The 25,755-nt window shown below is 61.6% G+C and carries 22 protein-coding genes; 7 read left to right on the forward strand and 15 right to left on the reverse strand.

The window, feature by feature from the left end; genetic code table 11:
- Positions 1 to 61 precede the first annotated feature (61 nt).
- The gene (gene yjgA / locus QCL65_RS21130) at positions 62 to 583 is read left to right on the forward strand and encodes a ribosome biogenesis factor YjgA (protein WP_407312256.1); all 522 of its coding nucleotides are present in this window, start codon (positions 62 to 64) and stop codon (positions 581 to 583) included.
- 27 nt (positions 584 to 610) lie between these two features.
- Here the strand turns inward: yjgA and tldD are convergent, their stop codons facing one another.
- The 8 genes from tldD to mreB all read right to left on the reverse strand — a co-directional run bounded on the left by tldD (position 611) and on the right by mreB (position 11,793).
- Positions 611 to 2,053 (reverse strand): metalloprotease TldD, encoded by a 1,443-nt coding sequence (gene tldD, locus QCL65_RS21135; protein WP_407312258.1) that lies wholly within the window; start codon positions 2,051 to 2,053, stop codon positions 611 to 613.
- Between the two features lie 2 nt (positions 2,054 to 2,055).
- On the reverse strand, positions 2,056 to 2,907 hold the full coding sequence (locus tag QCL65_RS21140; RefSeq protein ID WP_407312260.1) for a carbon-nitrogen hydrolase family protein: 852 nt from the start codon (positions 2,905 to 2,907) through the stop codon (positions 2,056 to 2,058).
- Between the two features lie 39 nt (positions 2,908 to 2,946).
- A complete protein-coding gene (locus QCL65_RS21145; protein WP_407312262.1) occupies positions 2,947 to 6,807 on the reverse strand; it encodes a YhdP family protein in 3,861 nt (1,286 codons plus the stop codon).
- A 79-nt stretch (positions 6,808 to 6,886) separates the two neighbouring features.
- Entirely contained in the window at positions 6,887 to 8,344 is a 1,458-nt protein-coding gene (rng, locus tag QCL65_RS21150; RefSeq protein WP_407312264.1) for a ribonuclease G, read from the reverse strand.
- 48 nt (positions 8,345 to 8,392) lie between these two features.
- Entirely contained in the window at positions 8,393 to 8,995 is a 603-nt protein-coding gene (locus tag QCL65_RS21155) for a Maf family protein (RefSeq protein WP_407312266.1), read from the reverse strand.
- A gap of 45 nt (positions 8,996 to 9,040) precedes the next feature.
- A complete protein-coding gene (gene mreD, locus QCL65_RS21160; RefSeq protein WP_407312268.1) occupies positions 9,041 to 9,529 on the reverse strand; it encodes a rod shape-determining protein MreD in 489 nt (162 codons plus the stop codon).
- On the reverse strand, positions 9,529 to 10,620 hold the full coding sequence (mreC, locus tag QCL65_RS21165) for a rod shape-determining protein MreC (protein ID WP_407316963.1): 1,092 nt from the start codon (positions 10,618 to 10,620) through the stop codon (positions 9,529 to 9,531). The genes mreD and mreC overlap by 1 nt, the downstream gene beginning before the upstream one ends.
- Before the next feature lie 135 nt (positions 10,621 to 10,755).
- Positions 10,756 to 11,793: a rod shape-determining protein MreB gene (gene mreB / locus QCL65_RS21170; protein ID WP_008371426.1), complete on the reverse strand. Its 1,038-nt coding sequence runs from the start codon at positions 11,791 to 11,793 to the stop codon at positions 10,756 to 10,758.
- Between the two features lie 204 nt (positions 11,794 to 11,997).
- On the opposite strand from mreB, the gene gatC reads away from it, so the two are divergent.
- From gatC to QCL65_RS21195, 5 genes are all read left to right on the forward strand, one after another.
- Positions 11,998 to 12,285 carry an Asp-tRNA(Asn)/Glu-tRNA(Gln) amidotransferase subunit GatC gene (gene gatC / locus QCL65_RS21175; RefSeq protein ID WP_407312271.1) on the forward strand — a complete coding sequence of 96 codons (288 nt, stop codon included), beginning with the start codon at positions 11,998 to 12,000 and terminating at the stop codon, positions 12,283 to 12,285.
- 15 nt (positions 12,286 to 12,300) lie between these two features.
- Positions 12,301 to 13,752, forward strand: coding sequence for an Asp-tRNA(Asn)/Glu-tRNA(Gln) amidotransferase subunit GatA (gene gatA, locus QCL65_RS21180; protein ID WP_407312274.1), 1,452 nt, complete (start codon positions 12,301 to 12,303; stop codon positions 13,750 to 13,752).
- Between the two features lie 12 nt (positions 13,753 to 13,764).
- A complete protein-coding gene (gene gatB, locus QCL65_RS21185; protein ID WP_407312276.1) occupies positions 13,765 to 15,210 on the forward strand; it encodes an Asp-tRNA(Asn)/Glu-tRNA(Gln) amidotransferase subunit GatB in 1,446 nt (481 codons plus the stop codon).
- A gap of 70 nt (positions 15,211 to 15,280) precedes the next feature.
- Positions 15,281 to 15,661, forward strand: a complete 381-nt coding sequence (locus QCL65_RS21190) for a septal ring lytic transglycosylase RlpA family protein (protein WP_407312278.1) — start codon at positions 15,281 to 15,283, stop codon at positions 15,659 to 15,661.
- A 74-nt stretch (positions 15,662 to 15,735) separates the two neighbouring features.
- Entirely contained in the window at positions 15,736 to 16,746 is a 1,011-nt protein-coding gene (locus QCL65_RS21195) for a calcium/sodium antiporter (protein WP_407312280.1), read from the forward strand.
- On the opposite strand, the gene QCL65_RS21200 is transcribed toward QCL65_RS21195, so the two are convergent.
- The 7 genes from QCL65_RS21200 to QCL65_RS21230 all read right to left on the reverse strand — a co-directional run bounded on the left by QCL65_RS21200 (position 16,743) and on the right by QCL65_RS21230 (position 24,789).
- Positions 16,743 to 18,104, reverse strand: a complete 1,362-nt coding sequence (locus QCL65_RS21200; protein WP_407312282.1) for an amino acid permease — start codon at positions 18,102 to 18,104, stop codon at positions 16,743 to 16,745. The genes QCL65_RS21195 and QCL65_RS21200 overlap by 4 nt on opposite strands.
- 49 nt (positions 18,105 to 18,153) lie before the next feature.
- On the reverse strand, positions 18,154 to 19,095 hold the full coding sequence (locus QCL65_RS21205) for an AEC family transporter (RefSeq protein ID WP_407312284.1): 942 nt from the start codon (positions 19,093 to 19,095) through the stop codon (positions 18,154 to 18,156).
- Between the two features lie 107 nt (positions 19,096 to 19,202).
- Positions 19,203 to 20,114: a 5-dehydro-4-deoxyglucarate dehydratase gene (kdgD, locus tag QCL65_RS21210; RefSeq protein ID WP_407312286.1), complete on the reverse strand. Its 912-nt coding sequence runs from the start codon at positions 20,112 to 20,114 to the stop codon at positions 19,203 to 19,205.
- A 227-nt stretch (positions 20,115 to 20,341) separates the two neighbouring features.
- Entirely contained in the window at positions 20,342 to 21,091 is a 750-nt protein-coding gene (locus QCL65_RS21215) for a FadR/GntR family transcriptional regulator (RefSeq protein ID WP_407312288.1), read from the reverse strand.
- 72 nt (positions 21,092 to 21,163) lie between these two features.
- Positions 21,164 to 22,897, reverse strand: a complete 1,734-nt coding sequence (locus tag QCL65_RS21220; protein ID WP_407312290.1) for an ABC transporter ATP-binding protein/permease — start codon at positions 22,895 to 22,897, stop codon at positions 21,164 to 21,166.
- A 76-nt stretch (positions 22,898 to 22,973) separates the two neighbouring features.
- A complete protein-coding gene (locus QCL65_RS21225) occupies positions 22,974 to 23,534 on the reverse strand; it encodes a response regulator transcription factor (RefSeq protein WP_407312292.1) in 561 nt (186 codons plus the stop codon).
- Entirely contained in the window at positions 23,527 to 24,789 is a 1,263-nt protein-coding gene (locus tag QCL65_RS21230) for an ATP-binding protein (protein ID WP_407312295.1), read from the reverse strand. The genes QCL65_RS21225 and QCL65_RS21230 overlap by 8 nt, the downstream gene beginning before the upstream one ends.
- Positions 24,790 to 24,989: 200 nt before the next feature.
- Here QCL65_RS21230 and QCL65_RS21235 point away from each other — a divergent pair, with 200 nt between their 5' ends.
- Positions 24,990 to 25,700 (forward strand): SIMPL domain-containing protein, encoded by a 711-nt coding sequence (locus QCL65_RS21235; protein ID WP_407312297.1) that lies wholly within the window; start codon positions 24,990 to 24,992, stop codon positions 25,698 to 25,700.
- Positions 25,701 to 25,755: the final 55 nt, after the last annotated feature.

Raw genomic sequence — 25,755 nt, forward strand, 5'->3', positions numbered from 1 at the left:
CGGGCCGGACAATTGGCCCCCGACTGGTTATCATGGCGACGTTTATTTGCGGACTGTCCCCATGGTTGATTCTTACGACGACTCCCTCGACGAGGGAAAAAGCAAAACCCAGGTCAAACGCGAGCTGCATGCGCTGGTAGACCTCGGTGAGCGCCTCACTACCTTAAAACCCGACGTGCTGGCGCGCCTGCCACTCAGCGACCCGCTGCGACGAGCGCTGGCCGATGCGCCAAAACATACCTCGAACATCGCGCGCAAACGGCACATCCAGTTCATCGGCAAGCTGATGCGCGACCAGGACCTGGACGCCATTCTGGTCTTGCTTGACCAACTCGATGCCTCGACCCGGCAATACAACGAGCGCTTCCACAACCTCGAACGCTGGCGTGATCGGCTGCTCGCAGGGGACGACGGCGTGCTCGAGAGCTTTGTCAACGAATACCCTGAAACGGACCGCCAGCACTTGCGCCAGCTGATCCGCCAGGCTCAGCACGAACTGGCCCACAACAAGCCTCCGGCCACTAGCCGCAAGGTGTTCAAATACATTCGCGACCTGGACGAAAGCCAACGCGGCTTGCGTTAAGCCCAGGTGCGAATCCCCCGGCGCGGCTCACGCGCCGGTACCACCTACCGTGATCGCGTCGATCTTCAAGGTTGGCTGGCCTACGCCGACCGGCACGGACTGGCCGTCCTTGCCACACGTGCCTACGCCGCTGTCCAGGGACAGGTCGTTGCCCACCATCGACACCCGGCTCATGGCCTCCGGGCCATTGCCGATCAATGTCGCCCCCTTGACCGGGGCCGTGATCTTGCCGTCTTCGATCAAGTACGCCTCGCTCGTAGAGAAGACGAATTTGCCGCTGGTGATATCCACCTGGCCGCCCCCAAGGTTGGCGCAGTAGATACCGCGCTTGACCGAGGCGATGATTTCTTCAGGCTCGCTTTGCCCGCCTAGCATGTAGGTATTGGTCATGCGCGGCATGGGTAAGCTGGAATAGGATTCACGGCGACCATTGCCGGTGCGGGCCACGCCCATCAGGCGCGCATTGAGCTTGTCCTGCATATAGCCCTTGAGCACGCCATTTTCGATCAGCGTTGTGCATTCGGTGGGGGTGCCTTCATCGTCGACACTCAGCGAACCACGGCGCCCACTCAAGGTGCCATCATCGACGATGGTACACAGGCTGGAAGCGACCATTTCACCCATGCGGCCGCTGTAGGCGGAGCTGCCTTTGCGGTTGAAATCCCCTTCCAGGCCGTGCCCGACCGCCTCATGCAGCAACACGCCGGACCACCCTGAACCCAGCACCACGGGCAAGGTGCCGGCAGGCGCTGGAACGGCTTCAAGGTTGACCAGGGCTTGGCGCAAGGCCTCACGGGCATAGCCCATGGCGCGATCTTCAGCGAGGAAATAGCGGTAGTCGGTACGTGCTCCGCCGCCATGACCACCGCGCTCACGCCGGCCATTGTGCTCGACGATGACACTGACATTGAAGCGCACCAACGGCCTGACATCGGCCGCCAGGCTGCCATCTACGGCAGCCACCAGAATGCGCTCCCATACCCCGGCCATGCTCACCGAGACTTGCTGAATGCGTGAATCCAATGCCCGGGTCGCGACATCGATGCGCTTGAGCAGGTCGACTTTTTCCGCGCGAGTCATGACGTCCAATGGGTTGTCCGGGCCATACAGCCGCGCCACATCCTGTGTCGAGAATGCCTGCACCTGACCATTCTGGCCTGCGCGGGAGATCGAGCGGGCGGCACGAGCGGCCTGAACCAGGGCGTCCTGGGTGATCGCGTTACTATAAGCGAAGCCGGTTTTTTCGCCCGACTGCGCCCGCACCCCTACCCCTTGGTCAAGGTTGAAACTGCCTTCCTTGACGATGCCGTCTTCCAGCGCCCAGGACTCAGAGATGATGCCTTGAAAGTACAGGTCGGCGGCATCGATGCCGGGGCCGGCCAACTCCCCAAGCACCGATTGCAGGCTGTCGAGTGTCAGCCCGCCGGGGGCCAGGAGGTGTTCGCTGACGGTGGATAACATCTCGCTCATAGTCACTCCGCGATAGGCGCAGGCCGCAAAGCGTCCTGCGAAAAAAAGCGCCGGTGACTCTGCACCGGCATGCGCGCCCGAATCGACGCTTGTTCTGCGGTATCACGCTGGGCCAGCAATACACCCTCGCCCTGCGCTTGTTGCGCGACGATCTGCCCCCAGGGGTCGACGATCGCCGCATGGCCGTAGGTTTCCCTGGGCCCTGGATGCAGCCCGCCCTGTGCGGCCGCCAGCAGGTAACACTGGGTCTCGATGGCCCGTGCGCGGATCAACACCTCCCAGTGCGCGGCGCCGGTCACCGCCGTGAAGGCCGAAGGTGCCGTGATCAACTCGGCCCCGGCGGCCCGCAACGCGCTGTACAGTTCTGGAAAACGCAAGTCGTAGCACACACTCAAGCCTAGCCGACCCACAGGCGTATCTGCGACCACCACGGCCTGCCCATGGGCATAGTCGTCGGATTCACGGTAACGACCGCGGCTGTCCGCGACATCGACGTCGAACAAATGCAATTTGTCATAACGTGCAACCGTATCGCCGTGCTCGTCCAGCAGCAACGAACAGGCTCTGACTTTGCCATGGGGTTGCCCCTCGGGCGGCAAGGCTAGGGTGCCCGCTACTATCCATAACTTGAGGTCGCGGGCGGCCTGTTTCAAGCTCGGCAGTATAGGCCCCTGCCCCAGCGCCTCGGCCAGACCAATGGCGGCAGCATCGCGGCGGCCCATGGCAGCGAAGTTTTCCGGCAAGACGGCAAGCTTGGCACCGGCCTCGGCAGCGCGCTCCAACAGGTGGCGCGCCCGTTCGAGATTAGCCTGCACGTCGCTCTGGCTGACCATTTGAATCACCGCTGAAGTCATTGCCACCCTCCCGCAACCGTGGGTACTACGCCACCACTGCTACTTGTCAAAAGGCTTGTCCAGACTGATTTTAGGCTCTTTCCACGGCCCTTCGACACGATATTGCACGCTAGCGAACTTCGCCACGCGGTCACCGAGCAGTTTATCGACGAGAAACAAGGCGCCACCCACGGCCGGAAAGCCAACGATCAAGGCGGCGATGGGCAGGTTGGAGGCGATCGGCAGGCTTACCTGCAAACGGGCGTCGACCTGGTCTTTAACCATGTCCAAGGTACCGTTGAGTTCGAAATTGCTCGAAGGCCCGGTCAGGCTAATCGGCCTCTGGGTGACATACACGCCATTCTTGGCGGCCAACAAACCTTTGACCCGGTCGTAACTCAAGCCTTTGCCGAACAGGTCGGTGAAGTCCAGACGCAAGCGGCGCCCGATCGAGTTGAAGTTGAGCAGCCCGAAGACCCGCAGCGCCTGGGCGCCCCCTTCGACCTCAACGAAGCGGCCATTGTGCAGGGAGGCGTCGAGTAGGCCTGAATAGCGCTTGACCCCCACCCAAGCTGGCGAGCCTGGCCAGCGGCCATCAGCATCGAGGGTAAAGGACTCGCTGGTCACCGTGGGCGCAAACCCCCAGGCTTGCAGGACATCGGCCAGGTTGCCGCCTTCCATACGCCCGCTGTACCAACTGTTGCTGGCCCCCGGCGCGCCTTCCCAACCGGCACGCCCCTTGAGCTTGAGACCTTTGAGGCCCAGGTCGAGGTCATTCAGCGCCAGGCCATTGGCAGAAGGCCGAGCCTTGACCGACCAGGCACCGACCAACTGATCACCCAGCAGCAAGCGCTGTATCTTCAGGTCTACGGCAGGCACTTTGCGTGGGTCGACCGAAGCCAGCGGGTCTTCACCATCGCCGGCCTCGGCGGTTGGCGGTGCGGGTTCAGGGGCCGGCAAGCGCACGGTTTGCAAGTCGACCACGATGGCAGCCCCGGCTTGGTCGGGTAGCGAGACGTTGCCCACTACTTGCTGGCTTTCGACCTGCAAATTCCAGGCAGTGGCTGCTCGTTTGAGCTGCAGGTCGGCCTGGTCAAGGGTCACGCCAAACCCCTTGAGCTGGTCAGCCTGCAAATCGACTTCTTTGAGCATGGCCGGTGGCTGCGTGACAGGGCCCGCACTGGTGTTGCCGCCAGCGCCAGTGCCAGTGCCAGTGCCAGTGCCAGTGCCGGAATATTGATCGAGCCAGGTTTTCCACGGGTCCAGTTCCAGCCGGTCAAGCACCGCCCGCACGCGCAAACCTGGCACGGTGGGTAATTGCGCACTGCCCTGGCCGAGAAATAGCTCACCGCGGCCCTCGGCGAGCTTATTAGCCGGTGCCAGATAGGTAAAGTTGGCCAACCCTGCGTAACTGAAATCGAATTGCCGCTCGGCGCCTTGCAGCGTCATGCGGAACTGGCTCGGCCGTATATCGTCCGCCGCCTTGCCGTAGGGCGCCGGCAGGTCGACCGCCGCCCCCTGCAGATTGGAGTCGATCATCAGCTGGTTATCGGCGCCCAACAGCAACTGCAGCCGGTACGGCAGGTCGCCGGACACCGGCAGTTTCTGACTGACGCTGAGCCAATCGGCCAAGCGTTTCACCCCGATTTGGCCCTGGGCATTGACCCGCGTCAGCGGGCTGCCAGGCTTGCCTTCAGCAGCGATCTGCGCGGTGACGGGCCGGTCGAAGGCTTGGGCAACGATACCCGTACCGCTCAAGCCTTTATCCAGATCGAAACGGAAATCGCCCTTGAGCTGGGTCAGCTCCAAGGCCGGATCCTTAATTTTCAAACGCGCATCGTTGGTCTTGAAATCCACCAGCACCTTCGCCGCCTGGCCCTTGACCAGCGGAATATCCAGCTTTAAGCCACCGCTCAGTGGCCCCTCGCCTTGCCAACCGGCGAAGATCGATTCGGTGCCAATGGGCGCCTGCTGGAGAAACTTCAAGCCATCGCCCAGGCTGCCCGCAAAGTCGCCATTAATGTATAGATGGCTGGGTTCGCCGTCCGGGGCGTGGGGCACCGAGACCTTGACGTTTTTCAGCTGAGTATCGAGCATCTGCCCCTTGCTGGCCTCCACTCGCACATTGCCGTCTTGCACCCAAACACTGCCGTCGACCTTGGACAGCTCAGGCCAGCCGGGCTGAAAGGCCAACTGCGCGTCATGCACTTTGAAGTACAGGCTAATACTGCGCGAATGCTCACCGGCACTTTTCGCCAGCGAGCCTTGGTACTGAAAGTACCCCTGCTCGACTTCGCCTTGCTTGATCGATTCGCGTAACCACTCGTCGAGGGCGGGGCTCAGCTCTGTAGGGAGGTATTTGGCGGTATAGCGCCCATCCCCATCGACCATGCCAACCCGCAGGTCCATATAGCCCTCTTTGGCAGGGTCCAGAGGCAGGCGGATGAGGAAATCGGCAGCGATTTTACCCTCATCGCCCAATACCTTGATGTAGGGCGCATTCAAGGTGAATTGGTCGCCATCGAGCCGCCAGTTCAAGCGCGCATTGGCGTGGCGGTAACGCCAGGGTTTGTCGAAGATAGGCCACAAGTGCAGCATGAAATCCTCGCTGTCCAGGCGCAGCTCGCCTTGGCCCAGGTCGCCGCTGATACTGCCGCTGACGTTCCCTGCGGCAGGCGCACCGTGGTAAGCATTGAAACCGACCTTGTCCAGATTGGCCGCAAAAGTCAGCCGCTGATCGCCCTCGGCGTCGGGGCGGTAGGCAAGTGTCAGGTTGCGCAGCCCACCACTAAGCTTAAGGCCATCGACCACCGCTGCCGCCGTTTTGGGCAACGGCACCAGCGCGTCGATCACCGCTGTCAGTGGGTTGAGGTCAACCCGATTGGCCTGCAACTGCCAGGTTGTGCCCAATTTGTCGCTGGCGGGGATTTGCCGGACCTGCGCCTGGGATTCCCAACGGGTTTTGCCCAGGGTCATCGCGAGGCTGTCGACTGTGGCCTCCAAGCCATCACCGCTGCGGTTGACCCATAGATTCAGCGCCAGGTCTTCAATTTTCATTGGTTTGCGATCGGCATAGCCGGCCCGCACCAGCGGCGCGTTGAGCCGCGCCACCGCCCGTTGCACTTTGCCCTCGGCCCAGTCGAGCCACAGCTCACCACCGCCTTGCACTTGCTGGAGCTTCCAGCCCGCGGCCCACTGGGGCGGCAACCAACGCTGCCAGTCGGTTTGCGGCAGGCTGAGGTACGACTGCGCCTCTAGTGCGCGCCAGTCGTTGCCAGGCACTCGCCCCTGGACACTCAGGGCCACCGGCTGGCCGTCGGGCAAGGTCAGGCGCGCGTCCAGGCCTTGCTGCGAAGGCCCGGTGCGCAGGGTCGCCGCCACATAGGTCAAGGTCATAGGGCTGCGCCCCTGGGGCTCCAGGGTCAGCTGAGAGTCCAATAGGGAAAGGCTAGCCACCCGCTGTAGCTGCTCGATGACCTTCTGTAGGTCAGGCGGGGAAGACGTGGTGTCGGCAAAGCCTTTCAGATGCCACTGGCCATCACTGCCTTCGAGCAGATTGATCTGCAGACCGCTGAGCTGCACGCTGCGCAAGCGCAGTTGTGCGTGGCGCAGGCTGGCCCAGAAATCGGCGACCACTTGCACCTGGTCCAGGCGCAAGGCGGTAGCCCCCTCGCCAATCATCACGTCGCGCGCCAGCACCACCGGCGCCAAGCCACTCCAATGCCCCTCCAGGCCGCCAATGCTGACCGGCATACCCAACGCCTGGCTAGCCTCGGCTTGGGCTTCGCTGCGGTATTCAGCCACCAACGGCAGCAGTTGCCGGCCCAGGCTGACGTACAACGCCAGCAACACCAGGAAAAACGCGCAGAACACCAACCCAGCCCGGGTCAGGCGCGACAACAACGGCGCTAGCCCAGACATGTCGACGTGCCTCGCAGCAGCAAGGCACCGGCTGACAGTGCAGCCGCGCGACGGGGTGGCAGGCGACGATCAAGGCAATTCAGAGCAGCACCACATCATATTGTTCCTGGGAATACATGGACTCAACCTGGAAGCGAATGGTTCGCCCAATAAAGGCTTCCAGTTCGGCGACATTGCCAGACTCTTCGTCCAGCAAACGGTCCACCACTTTCTGATTGGCCAGCACTCGATACCCTTCGGCCTGGTAGGCACGGGCCTCGCGCAGGATTTCTCGGAAAATCTCATAGCAGATGGTTTCAGGCGTCTTTAGTTTGCCGCGCCCCTGACAGCACAGGCAGGGCTCGCACAGCACCTGTTCCAGGCTTTCGCGGGTGCGCTTGCGGGTCATCTGCACCAGGCCCAGCTCGGTAATGCCAATGATGTTGGTTTTGGCGTGGTCACGCTCGAGCTGTTTTTCCAGGGTTCGGATCACCTGGCGCTGGTGCTCGGCATCTTCCATGTCGATGAAATCGATGATGATGATGCCGCCGATGTTACGCAGGCGCAGCTGCCGGGCGATGGCAGTGGCGGCCTCCAGATTAGTCTTGAAGATGGTCTCTTCGAGGTTGCGATGGCCTACGAACGCACCGGTGTTGACGTCGATGGTGGTCATCGCTTCGGCCGGGTCGACCACCAAGTAACCACCTGACTTGAGCATGACCTTGCGGTCCAGGGCTCGCTGAATTTCGTCTTCGACACCGTACAGGTCGAAGATGGGCCGCTCGCCGGGGTAATGCTCCAGGCGGTCGGCAATCTCGGGCATCAGCTCGGCCACGAACTGCGTGGTTTTTTGGAAGGTCTCCCGGGAATCGATGCGGATCTTTTCGATTTTCGGGCTGACCAGGTCGCGCAGGGTGCGCAGCGCCAGGCCCAAGTCTTCGTAAATGACCGTGGGCGCGCCTACGGTTTGAATCTGCGCGGCGATCTGGTCCCACAGGCGCCGTAGGTAGCGGATGTCCATGAGAATCTCGTCGGCACCGGCGCCTTCGGCGGCCGTTCGCAAGATAAACCCACCCGCCTCCTGTATGCCCTCTTGGGCTACGCAGTCGCTGACCACCCCTTTGAGGCGCTCGCGCTCGGCTTCGTCTTCGATCTTCAGGGAAATCCCGACATGCCGGGTACGCGGCATGTAGACCAGGTAGCGCGAGGGGATCGACAGCTGAGTGGTCAACCGGGCCCCTTTGGAGCCAATCGGGTCTTTGGTGACCTGCACCACCAGGCTCTGGCCTTCGTGCACCAGGGCACTGATGGTCTCGATGGCCGAGCCCTCACGCAGGGATATCTCGGATGCATGAATAAACGCAGCACGGTCCAGACCGATGTCGATGAACGCCGCCTGCATGCCAGGCAGCACCCTGACCACTTTGCCCTTGTAGATATTACCGACGATCCCGCGGCGTTGGGTCCGCTCGACGTGTACTTCCTGTAGCACACCGTTCTCCACCACCGCCACACGTGACTCCATCGGGGTGATGTTGATCAGGATCTCTTCACTCATGGCCAGGTCTCGTCAAAGGGTTCACTAAGTTAGCGTAAGCACTGGCCGTTAGGGGGCCCTCTTTTGCCAACAAGGTATGTGCATACGTGCCAACAGCTCTGCGGTTTCGCACAGGGGTAGGCCAACGACTGCCGAGTAGCTGCCGTTCAGCGCCATCACGAACACTGCACCCAGGCCTTGAATAGCATAGCTGCCAGCTTTGTCCTGGGGCTCGCCGCTAGCCCAGTAGGCATGGGCCTCGGCCTCGCTGATGGGACGAAACCTGACCTGGCTGCGCACCAGGCATGCTTCGACCCTGGCGTTTGCGTACAGGGCCACCGCCGTCAGCACCTGGTGTTCGCGCCCTGACAGCCGCGCCAGTGTGGCTAAGGCCTCGGCCTTATCGGCAGGTTTGCCGAGGATCTGGCCATCGATCACCACGACCGTATCGGCACCTAGCACCACCGCATCGGTGGCCCTCGCCTCGACCGTCAGATTGACCCAGCCCGCTTCGGCCTTGGCTCGCGCCAGGCGGCGCACGTAGTCGTCGGGTTGTTCGTTCGGCAACGGGGTTTCATCGATACCGGCATTGATCTGCGTGAACGGCACACCAATCTGGGCCAGCAGCTCACGGCGCCGAGGCGAGGCGGAAGCCAGGTAAAGCGCAGTCATCAGGCTTCTCCGGGTGCAGGGTCAGGGGCCGGGCCCCTGGCGGGATCAATTGATGCCCAGGCGGCGGCGCAGCCCTCTCAGGCCATAGCTGACCCATGGCCAAAGCAGCGCGCTCATTAGCGCAGGGAACAACAACGCCAGGGTCGGCTGGCGATTGCCGGTCAGCGCACTGAGCCACAGTTGGACCAACTGCGCCAGGCCAAAAATCACCAGCATGACCAGGCACTGCTGCCACATGGGAAACATGCGCAAGCGTTGCTGCAGGGACAGCACCAAAAATGTAATCAGGCTCAGGACCAAAGCATTCTGGCCCAGCAAGGTGCCGTATAGCACGTCTTCAGCCAGGCCCAGCACCCACGCGGTGGTCATGCCGACTTTATGCGGCAGTGCCAGAGTCCAGAAAGTCATGAGCAAACCCAACCAAAGGGGGCGTAGGATCTCCATGAACTGGGGCATGGGTGAAATACTTAGCAACAAACCGACTGCAAAGGTCAGCCAGACCACCCAGCCATTTCTGGGGCGTGCGCTTACCATTATTGCCTCTCCCGATTAGTCGCTGGCGCTGCCCGAGGTGTGCTGGCCGGGGCTGCGCGCGTAGGTGCCGCAGCCGGTGCGGGGGCAGTGCTGGAGCGCGTCGGGGGGTGCGAGCCGCCGTTATGGGTGGGTGCGGCCGCCGCCGGTTGCGCCGGGGTCGGCGCTGCATTGGCTGGCGCGGGCGCCGCAGCAGCCGGGGCCGCAGGCGCCGCTTGGCGGTCCGCCGCTTCCTGGGCTTGCGCCGCTTCGCTGGCACGCTCTTCCGGCGTGCGGCTGTCGCTGAACACCAGCAGCAAGTAACGGCTGCGGTTCAGCGCAGCAGTAGGCACCGCACGGACAATCGCGAACGGCTGGCCGGAATCGTGAATCACTTCCTTGACCGTCGCCACCGGGTACCCCGCCGGGAAGCGTTGGCCCAGGCCGGAGCTGACCAGCAGGTCGCCTTCTTTGATATCAGCCGTATCGGCGACATGGCGCAGCTCCAGGCGCTCCGGGTTACCGGTGCCGCTGGCGATAGCGCGCAGGCCATTGCGGTTGACCTGCACTGGAATGCTATGGGTGGTGTCGGTCAACAACAGCACCCGTGAGGTGTACGGCATCAATTCGACCACTTGGCCCATCAAGCCGCGGGCATCGAGCACCGGCTGGCCCAGCACGACGCCGTCACGCTCGCCTTTGTTGATGAGGATTCGATGGGTGAAGGGGTTAGGATCCATGCCGATCAGTTCGGCGACCTCGACCTTTTCATTGACCAGCGCCGAGGAATTGAGCAACTCGCGCAGGCGCACGTTCTGCTCGGTCAAGGCAGCGAGCTTTTGCAGGCGGCCCTGCAACAGCAGGCCTTCGGTCTTGAGTTTTTCGTTCTCGGCGATCAGCTCGGTGCGGCTGCCAAACTGGCTGGCAACGCCTTGCCACAAGCGCTGTGGCAGGTCGGTGATCCAGTAGGCCTCCATCAGCACCAGCGACATTTGACTGCGCACAGGCTTGAGCAGCGTGAAGCGGGCATCGACAACCATCAATGCCACCGACAGCACGGCCAGCACCAACAGGCGCACGCCCAACGAAGGGCCCTTGGCGAAAAGCGGTTTAATAGGCCGCCCCTCCCAGGCAAATGTTCATGAGGTCATTCATACGGCGTCAAACCAGCCCGGACAAGACAAGACGCATACAGGTAGCACCGATGGTGCTACCTGTAAACTGGACAACGGCTGCTGCGTATCCGCGAATCACTCGCTGGAGAGCAGGTCCATGGTGTGCTTGTCCATCATTTCCAGAGCGCGACCGCCACCACGGGCGACGCAGGTCAGCGGGTCTTCCGCGACGATCACTGGCAGGCCGGTTTCCTGGGCGAGCAGTTTGTCGAGGTCGCGCAGCAAGGCGCCACCACCGGTCAACACCAGGCCACGCTCGGCGATGTCCGAGGCCAGCTCCGGCGGAGACTGCTCCAGGGCGCTCTTGACCGCTTGCACGATGGTCGCCAGAGATTCCTGCAGCGCTTCCAGTACTTCATTGGAGTTCAGGGTGAACGCCCGTGGCACACCTTCGGCCAGGTTACGGCCGCGTACGTCGACTTCACGCACTTCGCCACCTGGGTAGGCGGTGCCGATTTCCTGCTTGATGCGCTCAGCGGTGGATTCACCGATGAGGCTGCCGTAGTTGCGCCGCACATAGGTGACGATGGCTTCGTCGAAACGGTCGCCACCGACCCGTACGGATTCGGCATACACCACACCGTTAAGGGAGATCAGGGCGATCTCAGTGGTACCACCACCGATGTCGACCACCATCGAACCGCGTGCTTCTTCGACCGGCAAGCCGGCGCCGATGGCAGCGGCCATGGGTTCTTCGATCAGAAACACTTCGCGTGCGCCGGCACCCAGTGCCGATTCACGAATGGCACGGCGCTCGACCTGAGTCGACTTGCAAGGCACACAGATCAGCACCCGAGGGCTAGGCTGCAGGAAGCTGTTTTCGTGAACCTTGTTGATAAAATACTGGAGCATCTTTTCGCAGACGCTGAAATCGGCGATAACGCCGTCTTTCATCGGGCGGATGGCCGCGATGTTGCCTGGCGTACGGCCGAGCATGCGCTTGGCCTCGGTGCCGACAGCCACGACACTTTTCTGATTTCCGTGGGTCCGAATGGCGACAACTGAAGGCTCATTCAGGACGATACCGCGCTCACGCACGTAAATAAGGGTGTTGGCAGTGCCCAGGTCGATGGAAAGATCGCTGGAAAACATGCCACGCAGTTTCTTGAACATGGGAAAAGGACCCTAGGCAACGCGTGGGTAAAAAAGTGCGGCAAACTCTAACAACGGCGGGGATTTTGGGCAAGGCGCCAATATGTTAAATTGGCTGTTTTTCCAAGCAGGCCCACCCCTGATTGCGGCAATGTGACCGTACAATAGGGTCAGTGTTCCATAATCTGCGGATTCCGTCCGTTTTGTTTTCCACTGGAGACCCCCATGGCGCTTGAACGCTCCGAGGTGGAAAAAATCGCTCACCTGGCCCGACTCGGCCTGGTTGAAGCCGATCTTCCACGCACCACCGACGCTCTGAACAGTATTCTCGGCCTGGTCGACCTGATGCAAGCGGTCGACACCGACGGCATCGAGCCTTTGGCCCACCCCCTGGAAGCCAGCCAGCGCCTGCGCGCCGACCGGGTGACTGAGCACAATAACCGCGACGCTTATCAGGCGGTCGCCCCTGCGGTAGAAAACGGCCTGTACCTGGTCCCCAAAGTCATCGAGTAAGGGAAAGAGCCTGCCATGCACCATCTGACACTGGCCGAGATCGCCCGCGGACTCGCCGAAAAACAATTTTCTTCGCAAGAGCTGACCCGCACGCTGCTGGCGCGCATCGCTCAGCTCGACCCGCAAATCAACAGTTTCATCAGCGTCACTGCCGATAACGCCGAGCAACAAGCCCTGGCCGCCGATGCGCGCCGGGCCAAAGGGGACACAAACCCGCTGCTGGGCGTCCCGCTGGCCCACAAAGATCTATTCTGCACCCAGGGCGTACGCACCAGTTGCGGCTCGAAGATGCTCGACAACTTCAAAGCCCCCTACGACGCTACCGTCGTGGCCAAATTGGCCGAAGCCGGCGCGGTGACGCTGGGCAAGACCAACATGGACGAATTCGCCATGGGCTCGGGCAACGAGTCCAGCTACTACGGCGCGGTGAAAAACCCCTGGCAGCTGGAACACGTGCCGGGTGGTTCTTCTGGCGGTTCAGCGGCGGCAGTTGCCGCCCGCCTGCTGCCGGTGGCCACCGGCACCGACACCGGCGGCTCGATTCGCCAGCCGGCGGCGCTGACCAACCTCACAGGCCTCAAGCCCACCTACGGGCGGGTATCGCGCTGGGGCATGATCGCCTACGCCTCGAGCCTCGACCAAGCCGGCCCTCTGGCCCGTACCGCCGAAGACTGCGCCTTGCTGTTGCAGGGCATGGCCGGCTTCGACCCGCAAGACTCCACCAGCATCAACGAACCGGTCCCGGACTACAGCGCCAACCTCAATGCACCGCTCGACGGCCTGCGCATTGGCCTGCCCAATGAATATTTCGGCGCCGGCCTCGACCCACGCATCGCCACCTTGGTGGAAGACAGCGTCAAAGCGTTGGAAAAACTCGGCGCTGTGATCAAGCGCATCAGTTTGCCGAATGTCCAGCACGCTATCCCGGCCTACTACGTGATCGCCCCGGCTGAGGCGTCCTCGAACCTGTCGCGCTTCGACGGCGTGCGTTTCGGCCACCGCTGCGAAAACCCGGCCGACCTCACCGACCTGTACAAACGCTCACGGGGCGAGGGCTTCGGCGCTGAAGTGCAACGGCGTATTCTGGTCGGCGCCTACGCGCTGTCGGCCGGCTACTACGACGCTTATTACCTGAAAGCGCAGAAAATCCGCCGCCTGATCAAAAACGACTTTATGGCCGCGTTTCACGACGTCGACGTAATCCTGGGGCCTACCACGCCGAATCCGGCGTGGAAAATTGGCGAGAAAAACGCCGACCCGGTGGCCGCCTACCTTGAAGACGTCTACACCATCACCGCCAACCTGGCCGGCCTGCCAGGGCTGTCGATGCCTGCTGGCTTCGTCGATGGGCTGCCAGTGGGTGTACAACTGCTCGCTCCGTATTTCCAAGAAGGCCGCCTGCTCAATGTGGCGCATCGTTATCAGCAAGTCACCGACTGGCACACCCGCGCCCCCGCCGGCTTCTAAGGAGAACACTACATGCAATGGGAAGTCGTGATCGGGCTGGAGATTCATACCCAGCTCGCCACCCAGTCGAAGATTTTCTCCGGCAGCGCTACCACCTTTGGCTCACAGCCCAACACCCAGGCCAGCCTGGTCGACCTCGGCATGCCTGGCGTTTTGCCAGTGCTGAACGAGGAAGCCGTGCGCATGGCTGTGATGTTTGGCCTGGCCATCGACGCGCAAATCGGCCAGCACAACGTGTTCGCGCGTAAGAACTACTTCTACCCGGACCTGCCCAAGGGCTACCAGATCAGCCAGATGGAGCTGCCGATCGTTGGCAAGGGCCACCTGGACATCACCCTGGAAGACGGCACCGTCAAACGCATCGGGGTCACCCGCGCGCACCTGGAAGAAGACGCCGGCAAGAGCCTGCACGAAGACTTCAGCGGTAGTACCGGCATCGACCTCAACCGTGCCGGCACGCCGCTGCTGGAGATCGTCTCCGAGCCCGACATGCGCAGCGCCAAAGAGGCAGTCGCCTACGTCAAAGCCATGCACTCGCTGGTGCGCTACCTGGGCATCTGCGACGGCAACATGGCCGAGGGCTCGCTGCGCTGCGACTGCAACGTGTCGATCAGGCCCAAGGGCCAGGTGGAATTCGGCACCCGTTGCGAGATCAAGAACGTCAACTCGTTCCGCTTTATCGAAAAGGCGATCAACAGCGAAATCGCCCGGCAGATCGAACTGATCGAAGACGGCGGCAAGGTGATCCAGCAAACGCGCCTGTACGACCCGAACAAAGACGAAACCCGCGCCATGCGCAGCAAGGAAGAAGCGAACGACTACCGTTACTTCCCCGACCCTGACCTGCTGCCGGTGGTCATCGAGGATGCTTTCCTGGAAAGCACCCGCGCGACTCTGCCTGAGCTGCCGCCACAAAAGCGCGAACGCTTTCAGGCGCAGTTTGGCCTTTCGAGCTACGACGCCAGTGTCTTGGCTTCCAGCCGGGAGCAGGCAGATTATTTCGAAAAGGTCGCCAGCCTCAGTGGCGACGCCAAGCTGGCTGCCAACTGGGTGATGGTCGAATTGGGCAGCCTGCTGAACAAGCAGGGGCTGGAAATCGACCAGGCGCCGGTCAGTGCCGAGCAGTTGGGCAACATGCTGCTGCGCATCAAGGACAACACTATCTCCGGCAAGATCGCCAAGATGGTCTTCGAAGGCATGGCGGCGGGTGAAGGCGATGCAGACCAGATCATCGAAGCCCGCGGCCTGAAGCAAGTGACCGACAGCGGCGCCATCGAAAAAGTATTGGACGAAGTGCTGGCGGCCAACGCCGAGCAGGTCGAGCAGTACCGTAGCGCCGACGAAGCCAAGCGCGGCAAGATGTTTGGTTTCTTTGTCGGCCAGGCCATGAAGGCCTCCAAAGGCAAGGCCAACCCGCAGCAGGTCAACGAACTGCTGAAAAGCAAACTCGAAGGCTGACCCGGCCAGTGCCTGCCCATTTTTCCACCAGCGAAATTGGGCAGGCCCGCCACCGGTCTCTGGAGCCCCCATGCGCTACCTAATCGCGGCCGCTGCCCTGCTGTTGCTGGCCGGTTGTGCCAGCCAACGCGGGGAGAGCCTGATCGACCCCCATGGCTATGATGAACAAGGCGTCGCCTCCTACTACGGGGCTCGCCATCACGGCAAACGCACTGCCAGCGGCGAACGCTTCGACCAAAATGAGCTGACCGCGGCACACCGCCGGTTACCTTTCGGTAGCCGAGTGCTGGTCACCAACCAAGCCAATGGCCGCAGTGTGACCGTGCGCATCAACGACCGTGGCCCACACACCCGTGGGCGGTTGATCGATGTGTCCCACGCGGCGGCCGAACAGCTTGGCATGCTCGGCAGCGGCACCGCCCGGGTGCGCGTGCAAGACCTGGAAGACTGACGGAGCCCGCCCCTATTTTCGAACTCGCTAACCTGCCTACCCAAAGCCTGCTGTATTGGCTGGTCGGCCTGCTATTGCTAATCGTCGGCGCAGAATGCCTAGTGCGAGGCGCCGTACGCCTGGCCGTAGGGCTGCGGGTCAGGCCACTGATCGTCGGGTTGAGCGTGGTCGCGCTGGGCAGCAGTGCCCCACAACTGGCGGTCAGCCTGCAAGCCACCTACGCCGGCACCCCTGACATGGCCCTGGGCAGCGTGATGGGCGGCAACACCTTCAGCTTGCTGGTCACCCTCGGGCTATGCGCCTTGGTGATCCCCCTACGGGTATCGCGTTTGCTGGTGCGCCTGGACATCCCGCTGATGGTCGGCGCCAGCCTGCTGGTGTTTGTCCTGGCGCTCAATGGCCACCTGGAGCGGCTGGACGGCCTGATATTGCTGGCCGCCCTGGGCGTCTACGTCACCCTGCTGTGGCGGCAATCCCGGGACCATGGGCGGACTTGGCCTACCCATAGCCAGCCCATGGCCTGGCCTGCCTGCGTGGCCTTGATGGGGGTGGGCGTGGCGCTGTTGGCCTGCGGCGGGAATTTACTGCTGGAAGCCGCCGTCGAGGTCGCCCTGGATCTGGGCCTCTCAGACCGGGTGATCGGCCTGAGCATCATTGCCGCCAGCGCCTCGCTGCCGGCCCTGGCCACCTCACTCATGGCGGCGGTGCGCGGTGAGCGCGACATCGCGGCGGGTAATGTGATTGGTAGCACCTTGTTCAACCTGCTGGGCGTGCTCGGTTTGACCGCCCTGCTCGCGCCCGCCCCGCTGTCGGTCTCACCCAACGCCTTGGCGTTCGACCTGCCGGTGATGCTGGGGGCGGCCGCGCTGTGCCTGCCGCTGTTCTATTCAGGCAATCGCCTGACCCGCGTGGAAGGCCTGATACTGCTGGGGCTGTACCTGGCCTACGGGCTGCACGTGGTGACTTTCGCCACCGGCCAGCCATTGGCCGATACCGTAGAACAGGGGGTGTTGTTCTACGTGCTGCCCCCCTTGTTGTTGTTCGTGCTGTTCAATAGCTGGCGCACTTGGCGCCGCCAGCATTAGCCGGCTGCGCGCTTGCGTTCGCGTAGCCACCAGGCCAAACCCAGCACACCCATCCAAACCGGCATCAACAGTACCGAAATACGAATGCCCGGGGTCATGTACATGATGACCAGAATGCCTGCGAGAAAAACCAGGCAGACCCAATTGGTCAGCGGGTAGCCCCAGCTTTTGAAAAAGGTTTCAGTGCCGGCCAAGCGCTTGGCATTGCGAAATTTCAGGTGGGTGATGCTGATGATGCACCAGTTCAGCACCAATGCCGACACCACCAACGCCATCAATAAACCGAAGGCTTCGCCCGGCATCAGGTAATTGAGCACGACGCACAAGCCAGTGGCCGTGGCAGACACGCCCAGCGCTTTAAGGGGCACGCCCCGGCGATTCACCCTCAGCAGCGACTTAGGCGCATCGCCCTGGGTGGCCAGGCCGAACAGCATGCGGCTGTTGCAATAAACGCAGCTGTTGTAGACCGACAAGGCCGCCGTCAGTACGACAATGTTGAGCACGGTGGCGACCAGGGTGCTGTCCATGTCGTGGAAAATCATCACGAACGGGCTGCCGCCTTCCACCACATTTTGCCAAGGGTGCAGCGCCAACAGCACAGTCAAAGAGCCAACGTAAAACAGCAGAATACGGTAGATCACCTGGTTGGTGGCTTTGGGGATGCTGCGCTTGGGGTCGTCGGCTTCGGCTGCCGTGATGCCCACCAATTCGAGGCCGCCGAAAGAGAACATGATCACCGCCATGGCCATGACCAGCCCAGTCGCGCCGTTGGGGAAGAACCCGCCGTGCTGCCAAAGGTTGGCGATACTGGCTTGCGCGCCACCGTGGCCGGTAGCCAGTAACCAACTGCCGAACACGATCATGGCGATGATGGCCGTCACTTTGATCAGCGAGAACCAGAACTCCATTTCGCCGTAGACTTTGACCTGAGATAAATTGATCAGGTTGATCAATATGAAAAACACGCCCGCAGAAGCCCAAGTCGGAATCTCCGGCCACCAGTACTGAACGTAGATACCCACCGCGGTCAACTCGGCCATGCCCACCAGCACGTACAGCACCCAGTAGTTCCAGCCCGACATAAAGCCGGCAAAGCTGCCCCAATACCGATGGGCGAAATGGCTGAAACTGCCGCTCACGGGCTCTTCCACGACCATTTCACCGAGCTGGCGCATGATGAAAAAAGCGATCAGGCCGGCGATGGCGTAGCCGAGGATCACCGAAGGGCCGGCCATACTGATGGTTTGGGCAATGCCCAGGAACAAGCCCGTACCGATGGCGCCGCCCAGGGCGATCAACTGGATATGGCGGTTTTTCAGGCCCCTTTGTAGACGCTCAGGGCTAGCTTCTGAATCCATGGTATTTCCTTAGAGCGGGCTGGCGCGCCGTGGTTAAGCGCGCCATCTTCTAGATGAGGCCGCCCCACTGCAACAGGAATATCCCGATATTGGTGGTGACGGCGGCCGCCAGGGTAGTCATCACGATAATCGCCGCAGCCAACTGGTAGTTGCCGCCGCTGGCGCGGACCATCACGTAGCTGACCGACGCTGATGGCGCGCCAATATACAGGAATAGGATGCCCAATTCCGCCCCACGGAACCCCACCAGTATCGCCCCCAGCGTACCGATGACCGGCAGCCACACCACTTTCACGAGGCTAGCACTTAGCGCCATCCGCCCACTGCTACGCAGCGCGACCAGCGACAGGCTGCCACCTATGCCAATCAGCGCCAGCGGCAAGGTCATTTGCGCCAGATAGTCAGCCGAGGTCAGCGCCCAGTTGGGCAAGGGCACTTGCAGCCAGGTGATGGGGGTGGCCAGCAACACGCTGAGGATCAGTGGGTTGGCAATTACGCTTTTGCAGATGCTCCACGGATCGGACTTGATGTTAGGGCTATAGATGGCCAGCACCACCACCGACAGCGAGTTGTACATGACGATCACCAGGCCGGCGAGAATCGACCCCAGGGAGATACCATAATCGCCGTACATGCTGCCGGCCAAGGCGAGACCGATGATGCCATTATTGCCGCGAAACGCCCCTTGGGTGTAAACACCGCGGTCGGCCTCCGGGCAACGCCAGATGGCCATACCCCAAGCCATCGCGAACCCCAGCAAAGTAGCCACTATGAAATAGATCAGCAGCCCGGGTTTGAGCGCGGCGTGTAGATCAGCGTGATAGATGCCAAGAAACAGCAACGATGGCATGCACACGTTGAAGACCAGCGCCGAGGCGGTGCGGATGAAGTTGTCGTCGATCCAACCCACACGTTTTAACAGCGCCCCAAGAAACAGCATCGCGAATACCGGCGCTGTTATGTTCAGGGTTTGCAGAAAGATGGCGAGCATGCCGGATGGACCTATGGCCTTGAGTCAATTGCGCAATGATAGGCCAGGCGGGGGGCGGAGGGTTAAAAGATCGGGGGCGAACAGAGCGCCCCCGCCCTTTCCAAGCTTTATTGCGGGCCCATTTTGTCCATCAAGGCCGCCAGCATTTCGTATTCTTCACCGGTCAGGTCGGTCAACGGGGTGCGAACCGGCCCAGCGTCGAAGCCTGCGATTTTGGCACCCGCTTTGACGATGCTCACGGCATAGCCCGACTTGCGGTTGCGAATATCCAGGTAAGGCAGGAAGAAGTCGTCGATCAACTTGCCCACGGTGGCGTGATCTTCCCGAGCAATGGCGTGGTAAAAGTCCATCGCGGTCTTAGGAATGAAGTTGAACACGGCCGACGAATAAACCGGTACGCCCAAGGCTTTGTAGGCGGCGGCGTAGACTTCAGCAGTCGGCAGCCCGCCCAGGTAGCTGAAGCGATCGCCCAAACGGCGGCGGATCGACACCATCAGCTCGATATCGCCCAGGCCATCCTTGTAGCCAATCAGATTCGGGCAACGCTCGGCCAGTTGCTCCAATAGGGGAGCATTCAGTCGGCATACATTACGGTTGTAAACGATCACGCCAATCTTGACCGATTTGCACACGGCTTCAACGTGAGCGGCTACGCCGTCTTGGCTGGCTTCGGTGAGGTAGTGCGGCAGCAACAGCAGGCCCTTGGCCCCCAAGCGCTCGGCTTCTTGAGCGTACTCAATGGCTTGGCGAGTGGAACCGCCGACACCGGCCAGGATCGGCACGCTGCTGGCACAGGTATCGACTGCGGTTTTGATCACTTCGGAATATTCGCTGGCCGCCAAGGAGAAAAACTCCCCAGTACCGCCGGCGGCGAACAGCGCGCTCGCGCCGTAGGGGGCCAGCCATTCCAGACGCTTGATGTAACCCTGGCGGTTGAAATCGCCCTGGGCATTGAAGTCGGTCACCGGGAAAGACAGCAGGCCGGCGCTAAGGATGGACTTAAGTTCTTGTGGATTCATTATTCGAACACCCTGGGTCGCATGATAAGAAACAAGAACGGCGGTGATTGCCGTTGTCGTACGTCATCGTACAACTACATTTAGCGACGCTCAAGGGGGTGAACGTAAATTTAAAAAACCCTACCCCGTAGGAGGGGGCTTGCCCCCGATCTTTTGATCTTCTGGCACAACCTTTAAAGATCAAAAGATCGGGGCCAAGCGGAACGCCGCCCGGGCCCCTCCTACCCTCAGCCGCGGGCGGCTTCGGCTTCTTCGTGGGCGTGGCGTAGGCGTTCCCGGCTGTGGGTCAGGTGCAGGCGCATGGCCGCGCGTGCCGCGTCGGCATCCTGGCGGGCAATGGCGTCGAAGATTTCCTCATGCTCGCGGCTCAACCGGCTCATGTAATGCTGCTGGTCGTCATGGGCCAACCGCGCCGAGTTCAGCCGGGTACGGGGAATCAGGCTGGTACCCAGGTGGGTCATGATATCGGTGAAATAGCGGTTACCGGTGGACAAGGCGATCTGCAGGTGGAACTGAAAGTCCGAGGCCACCGCATCGTGGGCGTGTGCCGCGCTGTCGTTGATGGCGTCGAGGGCAGCCCGCATGGCTGCCAACTGCTCATCGGACCGACGTTGTGCGGCCAGCCCTGCCGATTCGACTTCAAGGCTGATGCGCAGCTCCAGCAACGCGAGCACATCACGCAAGGTGACAATGGTCGCCGGGTCGATGCGAAAACCGCTGGGGCTGGGGGTGTCCAGTACGAAGGTACCGATCCCATGGCGAGTTTCTACCTGGCCTGCCGCCTGCAGGCGAGAAATCGCCTCGCGCACCACCGTGCGGCTAACGCCCTGCTCTTCCATGATGGCCGATTCGGTGGGCAGTTTATCGCCACGCTTGAGCTCGCCATCGAGGATTCGCTGGGTAAGCACAGCCACCAATTCCTGGGCAAGGCTGCGAGGCTTTCGGCGAACGCGGGGCGCAGCACTCTGATTATCCATGGTGAAGGTCTATCTCAATACGGCCAGTTATGCGCCCATCATAGCGCAACGCAGTTGTACGATCACGGCTCATCATGCCCCGCTTTCACTGGGTTGCACTTTCAATTGCCCGCCCTCGATACGCACATGGCGCCGGTGGAAGCGCTTAAGGCTACTGCGGTGGCCCACGCTGACCACGCTAACGCCCGGCAGGCTGTCGAGTACCGTCTGGTACATCAACGCTTCGTCTTCTTCGTCCATGGCCGCCGTGGCTTCATCGAGGTACAACCATTTGGGCGCATACAACAACGCCCGAGCGAACGCCAAACGTTGCTGCTCGCCCGGCGACAGCTGGCGCTGCCAGTGATTGCTTTCGTCGAGACGCTCCACCAAGTGCGGCAGGCGGCAACTGTGCAAGACCTCGGCGTAGCGTGCTGCGGGGTAAGCCTGCACGGCTTGGGGGTAACTCAGCGCTTCACGCAGGGTACCGATAGGCAAATACGGCTTCTGCGGCAAGAACAGCGAGCGCTCGGCCGGCAAACGGATCTGCCCTGCCCCGCTCGGCCACAAACCACCCATGGCCCGCAGCAGCGTACTCTTGCCGCTGCCGGAGCGGCCACTAAGCATCACTTGCTCGCCCGCTGCCACACTCAACGCGGCGCCCGCCAGCAAGCTGCGGCCGCCGGGTACGTCGAGGGACAGATCGTCGATAGCCAACTGTTCGCCCTGGCGCTGTACGTCGATCGCGACTGGCCGTGCTTCGTTGTCGTCCAGCGCCTGGCGGAAACTCAGCAAACGGTCGCTGGTGGCTTTCCAACTGGCCAGGGTGACGTAGGCATCGATAAACCAGCTGAAATTTTCCTGCACATTGCCAAACGCCGAGTTGATCTGCATCAGCTCACCGAGCTGGATCTTGCCGGAAAAATAGCGCGGCGCGGCCACCACGAACGGGAAGATAATCGCAATCTGGCCATAGCCGGTGGTGAAGAATTTAAGGCGTTTCTGCACATTCATGATGGTCCAGAAGTTACTCCAGACGCTGCCGAAGCGGTTGTTCAGGCGCTCGTTTTCATTGGGCTCGCCGTTGTACAAGGCAATGCTTTCGGCGTTTTCGCGGATGCGCACCATGGCAAACCGCAGGTCCGCTTCATAGCGCTGCTGGCGGTTGCTCAGGCCGATCAAGCGCCGCCCGATCAAATGCGCCAGCCAGCTGCCGACCCCGGCGTAGAGCAACGCGCACCAGAACATGTAGCCGGGGATCTCGATGCCGAACACTTCGATACTGCCGGACACCCCCCACAGGATGATCGAAAACGACACCAAGCTGACCACGGTACTGATCAAGCCCAAGGCCAGGCTCAGGGTATCGCTGGTAAAGCTGTTGAGGTCTTCGCTCAGGCGTTGGTCCGGGTTATCGGTGTAGCCGCCCTGTTCGAGAAAATAGTAGTTTTTCTGCGAAAGCCAGCGGGCGAAGTGTTTTTCGGTCAGCCAGCGCCGCCAGCGGATGGTCAGCATCTGGGTCAGATACAGCCGGTAAACGGCCGCCAGGATGGCAACCGCGGCGATCCCGCAAAAGAACAGCATCAACTGGGTAAAGGCAGCCAGGTCCTTTTTTTCCAGCGCGTTGTAGAAGTCGCGATACCAGCGATTGATGATCACCGAGACGGCGACGTTGAACAGCGACAGGGCAATCACCGACAGCAACAATAGCCACGCCTTGCCCTTCTCTTCGCTGCGCCAGTAAGGCACTACCAGGTGCCAGACACGGCTCCAGAACTGCCCAGGCACGGCATCGTTCACTGCAGAATATTCAGCGTTCTTGGTCATGGTTCAGGCTCTATATCAGGGGGCCCGGAGCCGGCGGCGCTGCATGCGCCGCTGCGGGGCAAACGTGGTTCGGCACTCAGCGCCGCACTGGGCGCTTCTGCAATTTGCGCTGCAAGGTGCGCCGGTGCATGCCCAGGGCCCGCGCGGTGGCGGAGATATTGCCCTCGTGCTCATTGAGCACCCGCTGGATATGCTCCCACTGCAAGCGATCCACCGACATGGGGTTTTCCGGTACCAGGGTGTCGAGGTCCGAGTGCTGGGACAGCAAGGCCGCCAGTACGTCGTCGGCGTCGGCTGGCTTGCACAGGTAATTGCAGGCACCGCGCTTGATCGCTTCGACCGCCGTGGCGATGCTGGAATAGCCAGTGAGAATAACCACGCGCATGTCCGGGTCGAGCTCCAGCAGCTTGGGCAGCAGTACCAGGCCGGAATCGCCGTCCATTTTCAGGTCCACCGCGGCGAACTCGGGAATGTCCTGTTGGGCCAGGCTCAGCCCTTCTTCGGCCGAGCCAGCGGTGCTGACCCGAAAGCCACGGCGGGCCATGGCGCGGGCCATGACACGGGTAAAGGTGGCGTCGTCGTCCACCAGCAACAGGTGCGGCAGTTCTTCGCCTTCCACCAGGGGTTCGTCAGTCATTCAAGTCTCCTCGGGCGTCACGGGGCAGGCGCAGCTCGGTGAGCGTGCCGCCTTCTTCATGACTATAGAGTTTTACCGAGCCACCAGCGCGAGTCACGCTGGCCTTGCTCAAAAACAGGCCCAGGCCGAAGCCTTTGCCTTTTGTAGTGAAGAAAGGTTTGCCGATTTGTTCGGCAATTGCCAGGGGTACACCCGGGCCGTGGTCGCGAATCACGATGAAGATATCTTCATCGTCCCAGCTCACACGCACTTGGAGGTCATCAGGGCAGGCGTCGGCGGCGTTGTTGATCAGGTTCAACAGGGCCTGGGTAAGGTCTGGCGCAGGTGCCAGGCGCGGTGCAGGCCCGTCGCTGCCCAGGTGAAAACGGTAGCTGGCTTCGGGGCGCATCAGGTGCCAACGGTCCAGGGCCTCGCGCAGCCAGGCCGTCACGTCCTGCTCGACGACGGCCATGCGGCGATTGGCTTCGGCCGCACGCACCAGTTGCTGCAGGGTTTCCTTGCACAGCTTGACCTGGTCCTGGAGCACCGAGAGGTCATCCTGCAGGGCCGGGTCGGGGTGGTCGCGGCGCATCTCTTTAAGCAGCACGCTCATGGTCGACAGCGGGGTGCCCAGCTCATGGGCGGCGCCGGCGGCCTCGGTGGCCACGGCCAACAGTTGCTGATCACGCAGCCCTTCTTCGCGGCGCTGAGCGCGCATTTGGTCCTGGCGGCGTAATTCTTCGGCCATTTTTGCCGCGAAAAAGGTGATCACCCCCGCAGCCAGGGCGAAGCTCAGCCACATGCCGTAGATCTGCATGCTTTCGCGGGCAATGGGAAAGGTGGCTAACGCAAATGAGTGCACCAGCAATAACGTGTAGCACGCCAAGGCAATCCCGGTGAGGATCAGCGAATACAACCAGGGCAAGGTCACGGCTGCGATGGTCAAAGGCACCAGGTAATACGACACGAACGGGTTGGTCGAACCGCCGGAGTAATACAGCAACACGCTGTGGATCAACAGATCGCAGGCCAACTGCACCGCGTATTCCAGTTCGGTGACCGGCAGCGACGTGCGCAACCGCACAGCGGTAATGGCGCACAGCACACTGGAAAATACCAAGGTCACGGCCAACTGCAGCCAAGGCAATGGCAGCAGATGCGTCAGGTAGGCGAACCCCACCGAGCCGGCCTGGGCGGCCAGCACCAAAATGCGGATACAGGTGAGCCGCCAAAGGTTTTGGCGGGTCGCGGAAAGGGGCATGGCAGTAGCGAGCATGGGCTCTCCAGATGAGCGCTGCAGGCGGACCGGCGAGAGTATACCAATACAGGGTTTTACAGCGAAAACTGCGGCAAACCACCACACCCACGCAGCCCCTGGCACTCTGCGGGTTTATGAACCGCACCATGGGGTTTACAGTCCTACAACCATGCGCGCAAAGGCCTAATCAGAACGCGCGCCACAACAAGGAGTTTTGCATGTTCTTACCTCTTCGTAGCGCCACCTTGCTTGGGCTGGGCTTACTCGCCAGCCTGCCTGCCCTGGCCGACGATGCGCCGCGCTATAACCAAGTGTCCTTACGCGCCGAGGCCAGCCAGGAAGTCGCTCGCGACTTGATGAGCGTTACCCTCTACAGCGAAGAACAAAACGCTGACCCGGCCAAACTGGCCGCGCAGGTCAGCACTACCTTGAATAAAGCCCTGGGCCAGGCCCGCGAAGTCAAGGGCGTGACCGTGCGCCAAGGCAGCCGCAACAGCTACCCCATCTATGACGAGAAAGGCCAAAAAATCACCGGCTGGCGTGAGCGTGCCGAGGTGCGCCTGGAAAGCGCCGATTTCGCCGCGCTGTCGAAACTGACCGGGGAACTGCTGCAAGACCTGAAAATGGCGGGCATGGACTTCAGCATCTCCGGCAAAACCCGCAAAGACAGCGAAGACGCCCTGATCAAGCAAGCCGTGGACGCTTTCAAGGCCCGCGCGCAAATCGCCACCCAAGCCCTGGGCGGCAGCACCTATAAAATCGTCAGCCTGAACCTCAACAGCGCGGGCTACCCGCAGCCCTATGCGCGGCCTGCGGCAATGATGATGAAAGCCAGCCGCGACGCCGCCCCGGTCACTCCAGAAGTCGAAGCAGGCACCAGCGAAGTCAGTGTGAGTGCCGATGGCAGCATTGAAGTGCAGATGCCTTGATTCGTTGATATAGCGCCAGCCCATGCCGGGCTGGCGTCTTCCTTCCTGTTCAGCC

Source organism: Pseudomonas sp. nanlin1, assembly GCF_045571515.1.
Taxonomy (GTDB): domain Bacteria; phylum Pseudomonadota; class Gammaproteobacteria; order Pseudomonadales; family Pseudomonadaceae; genus Aquipseudomonas.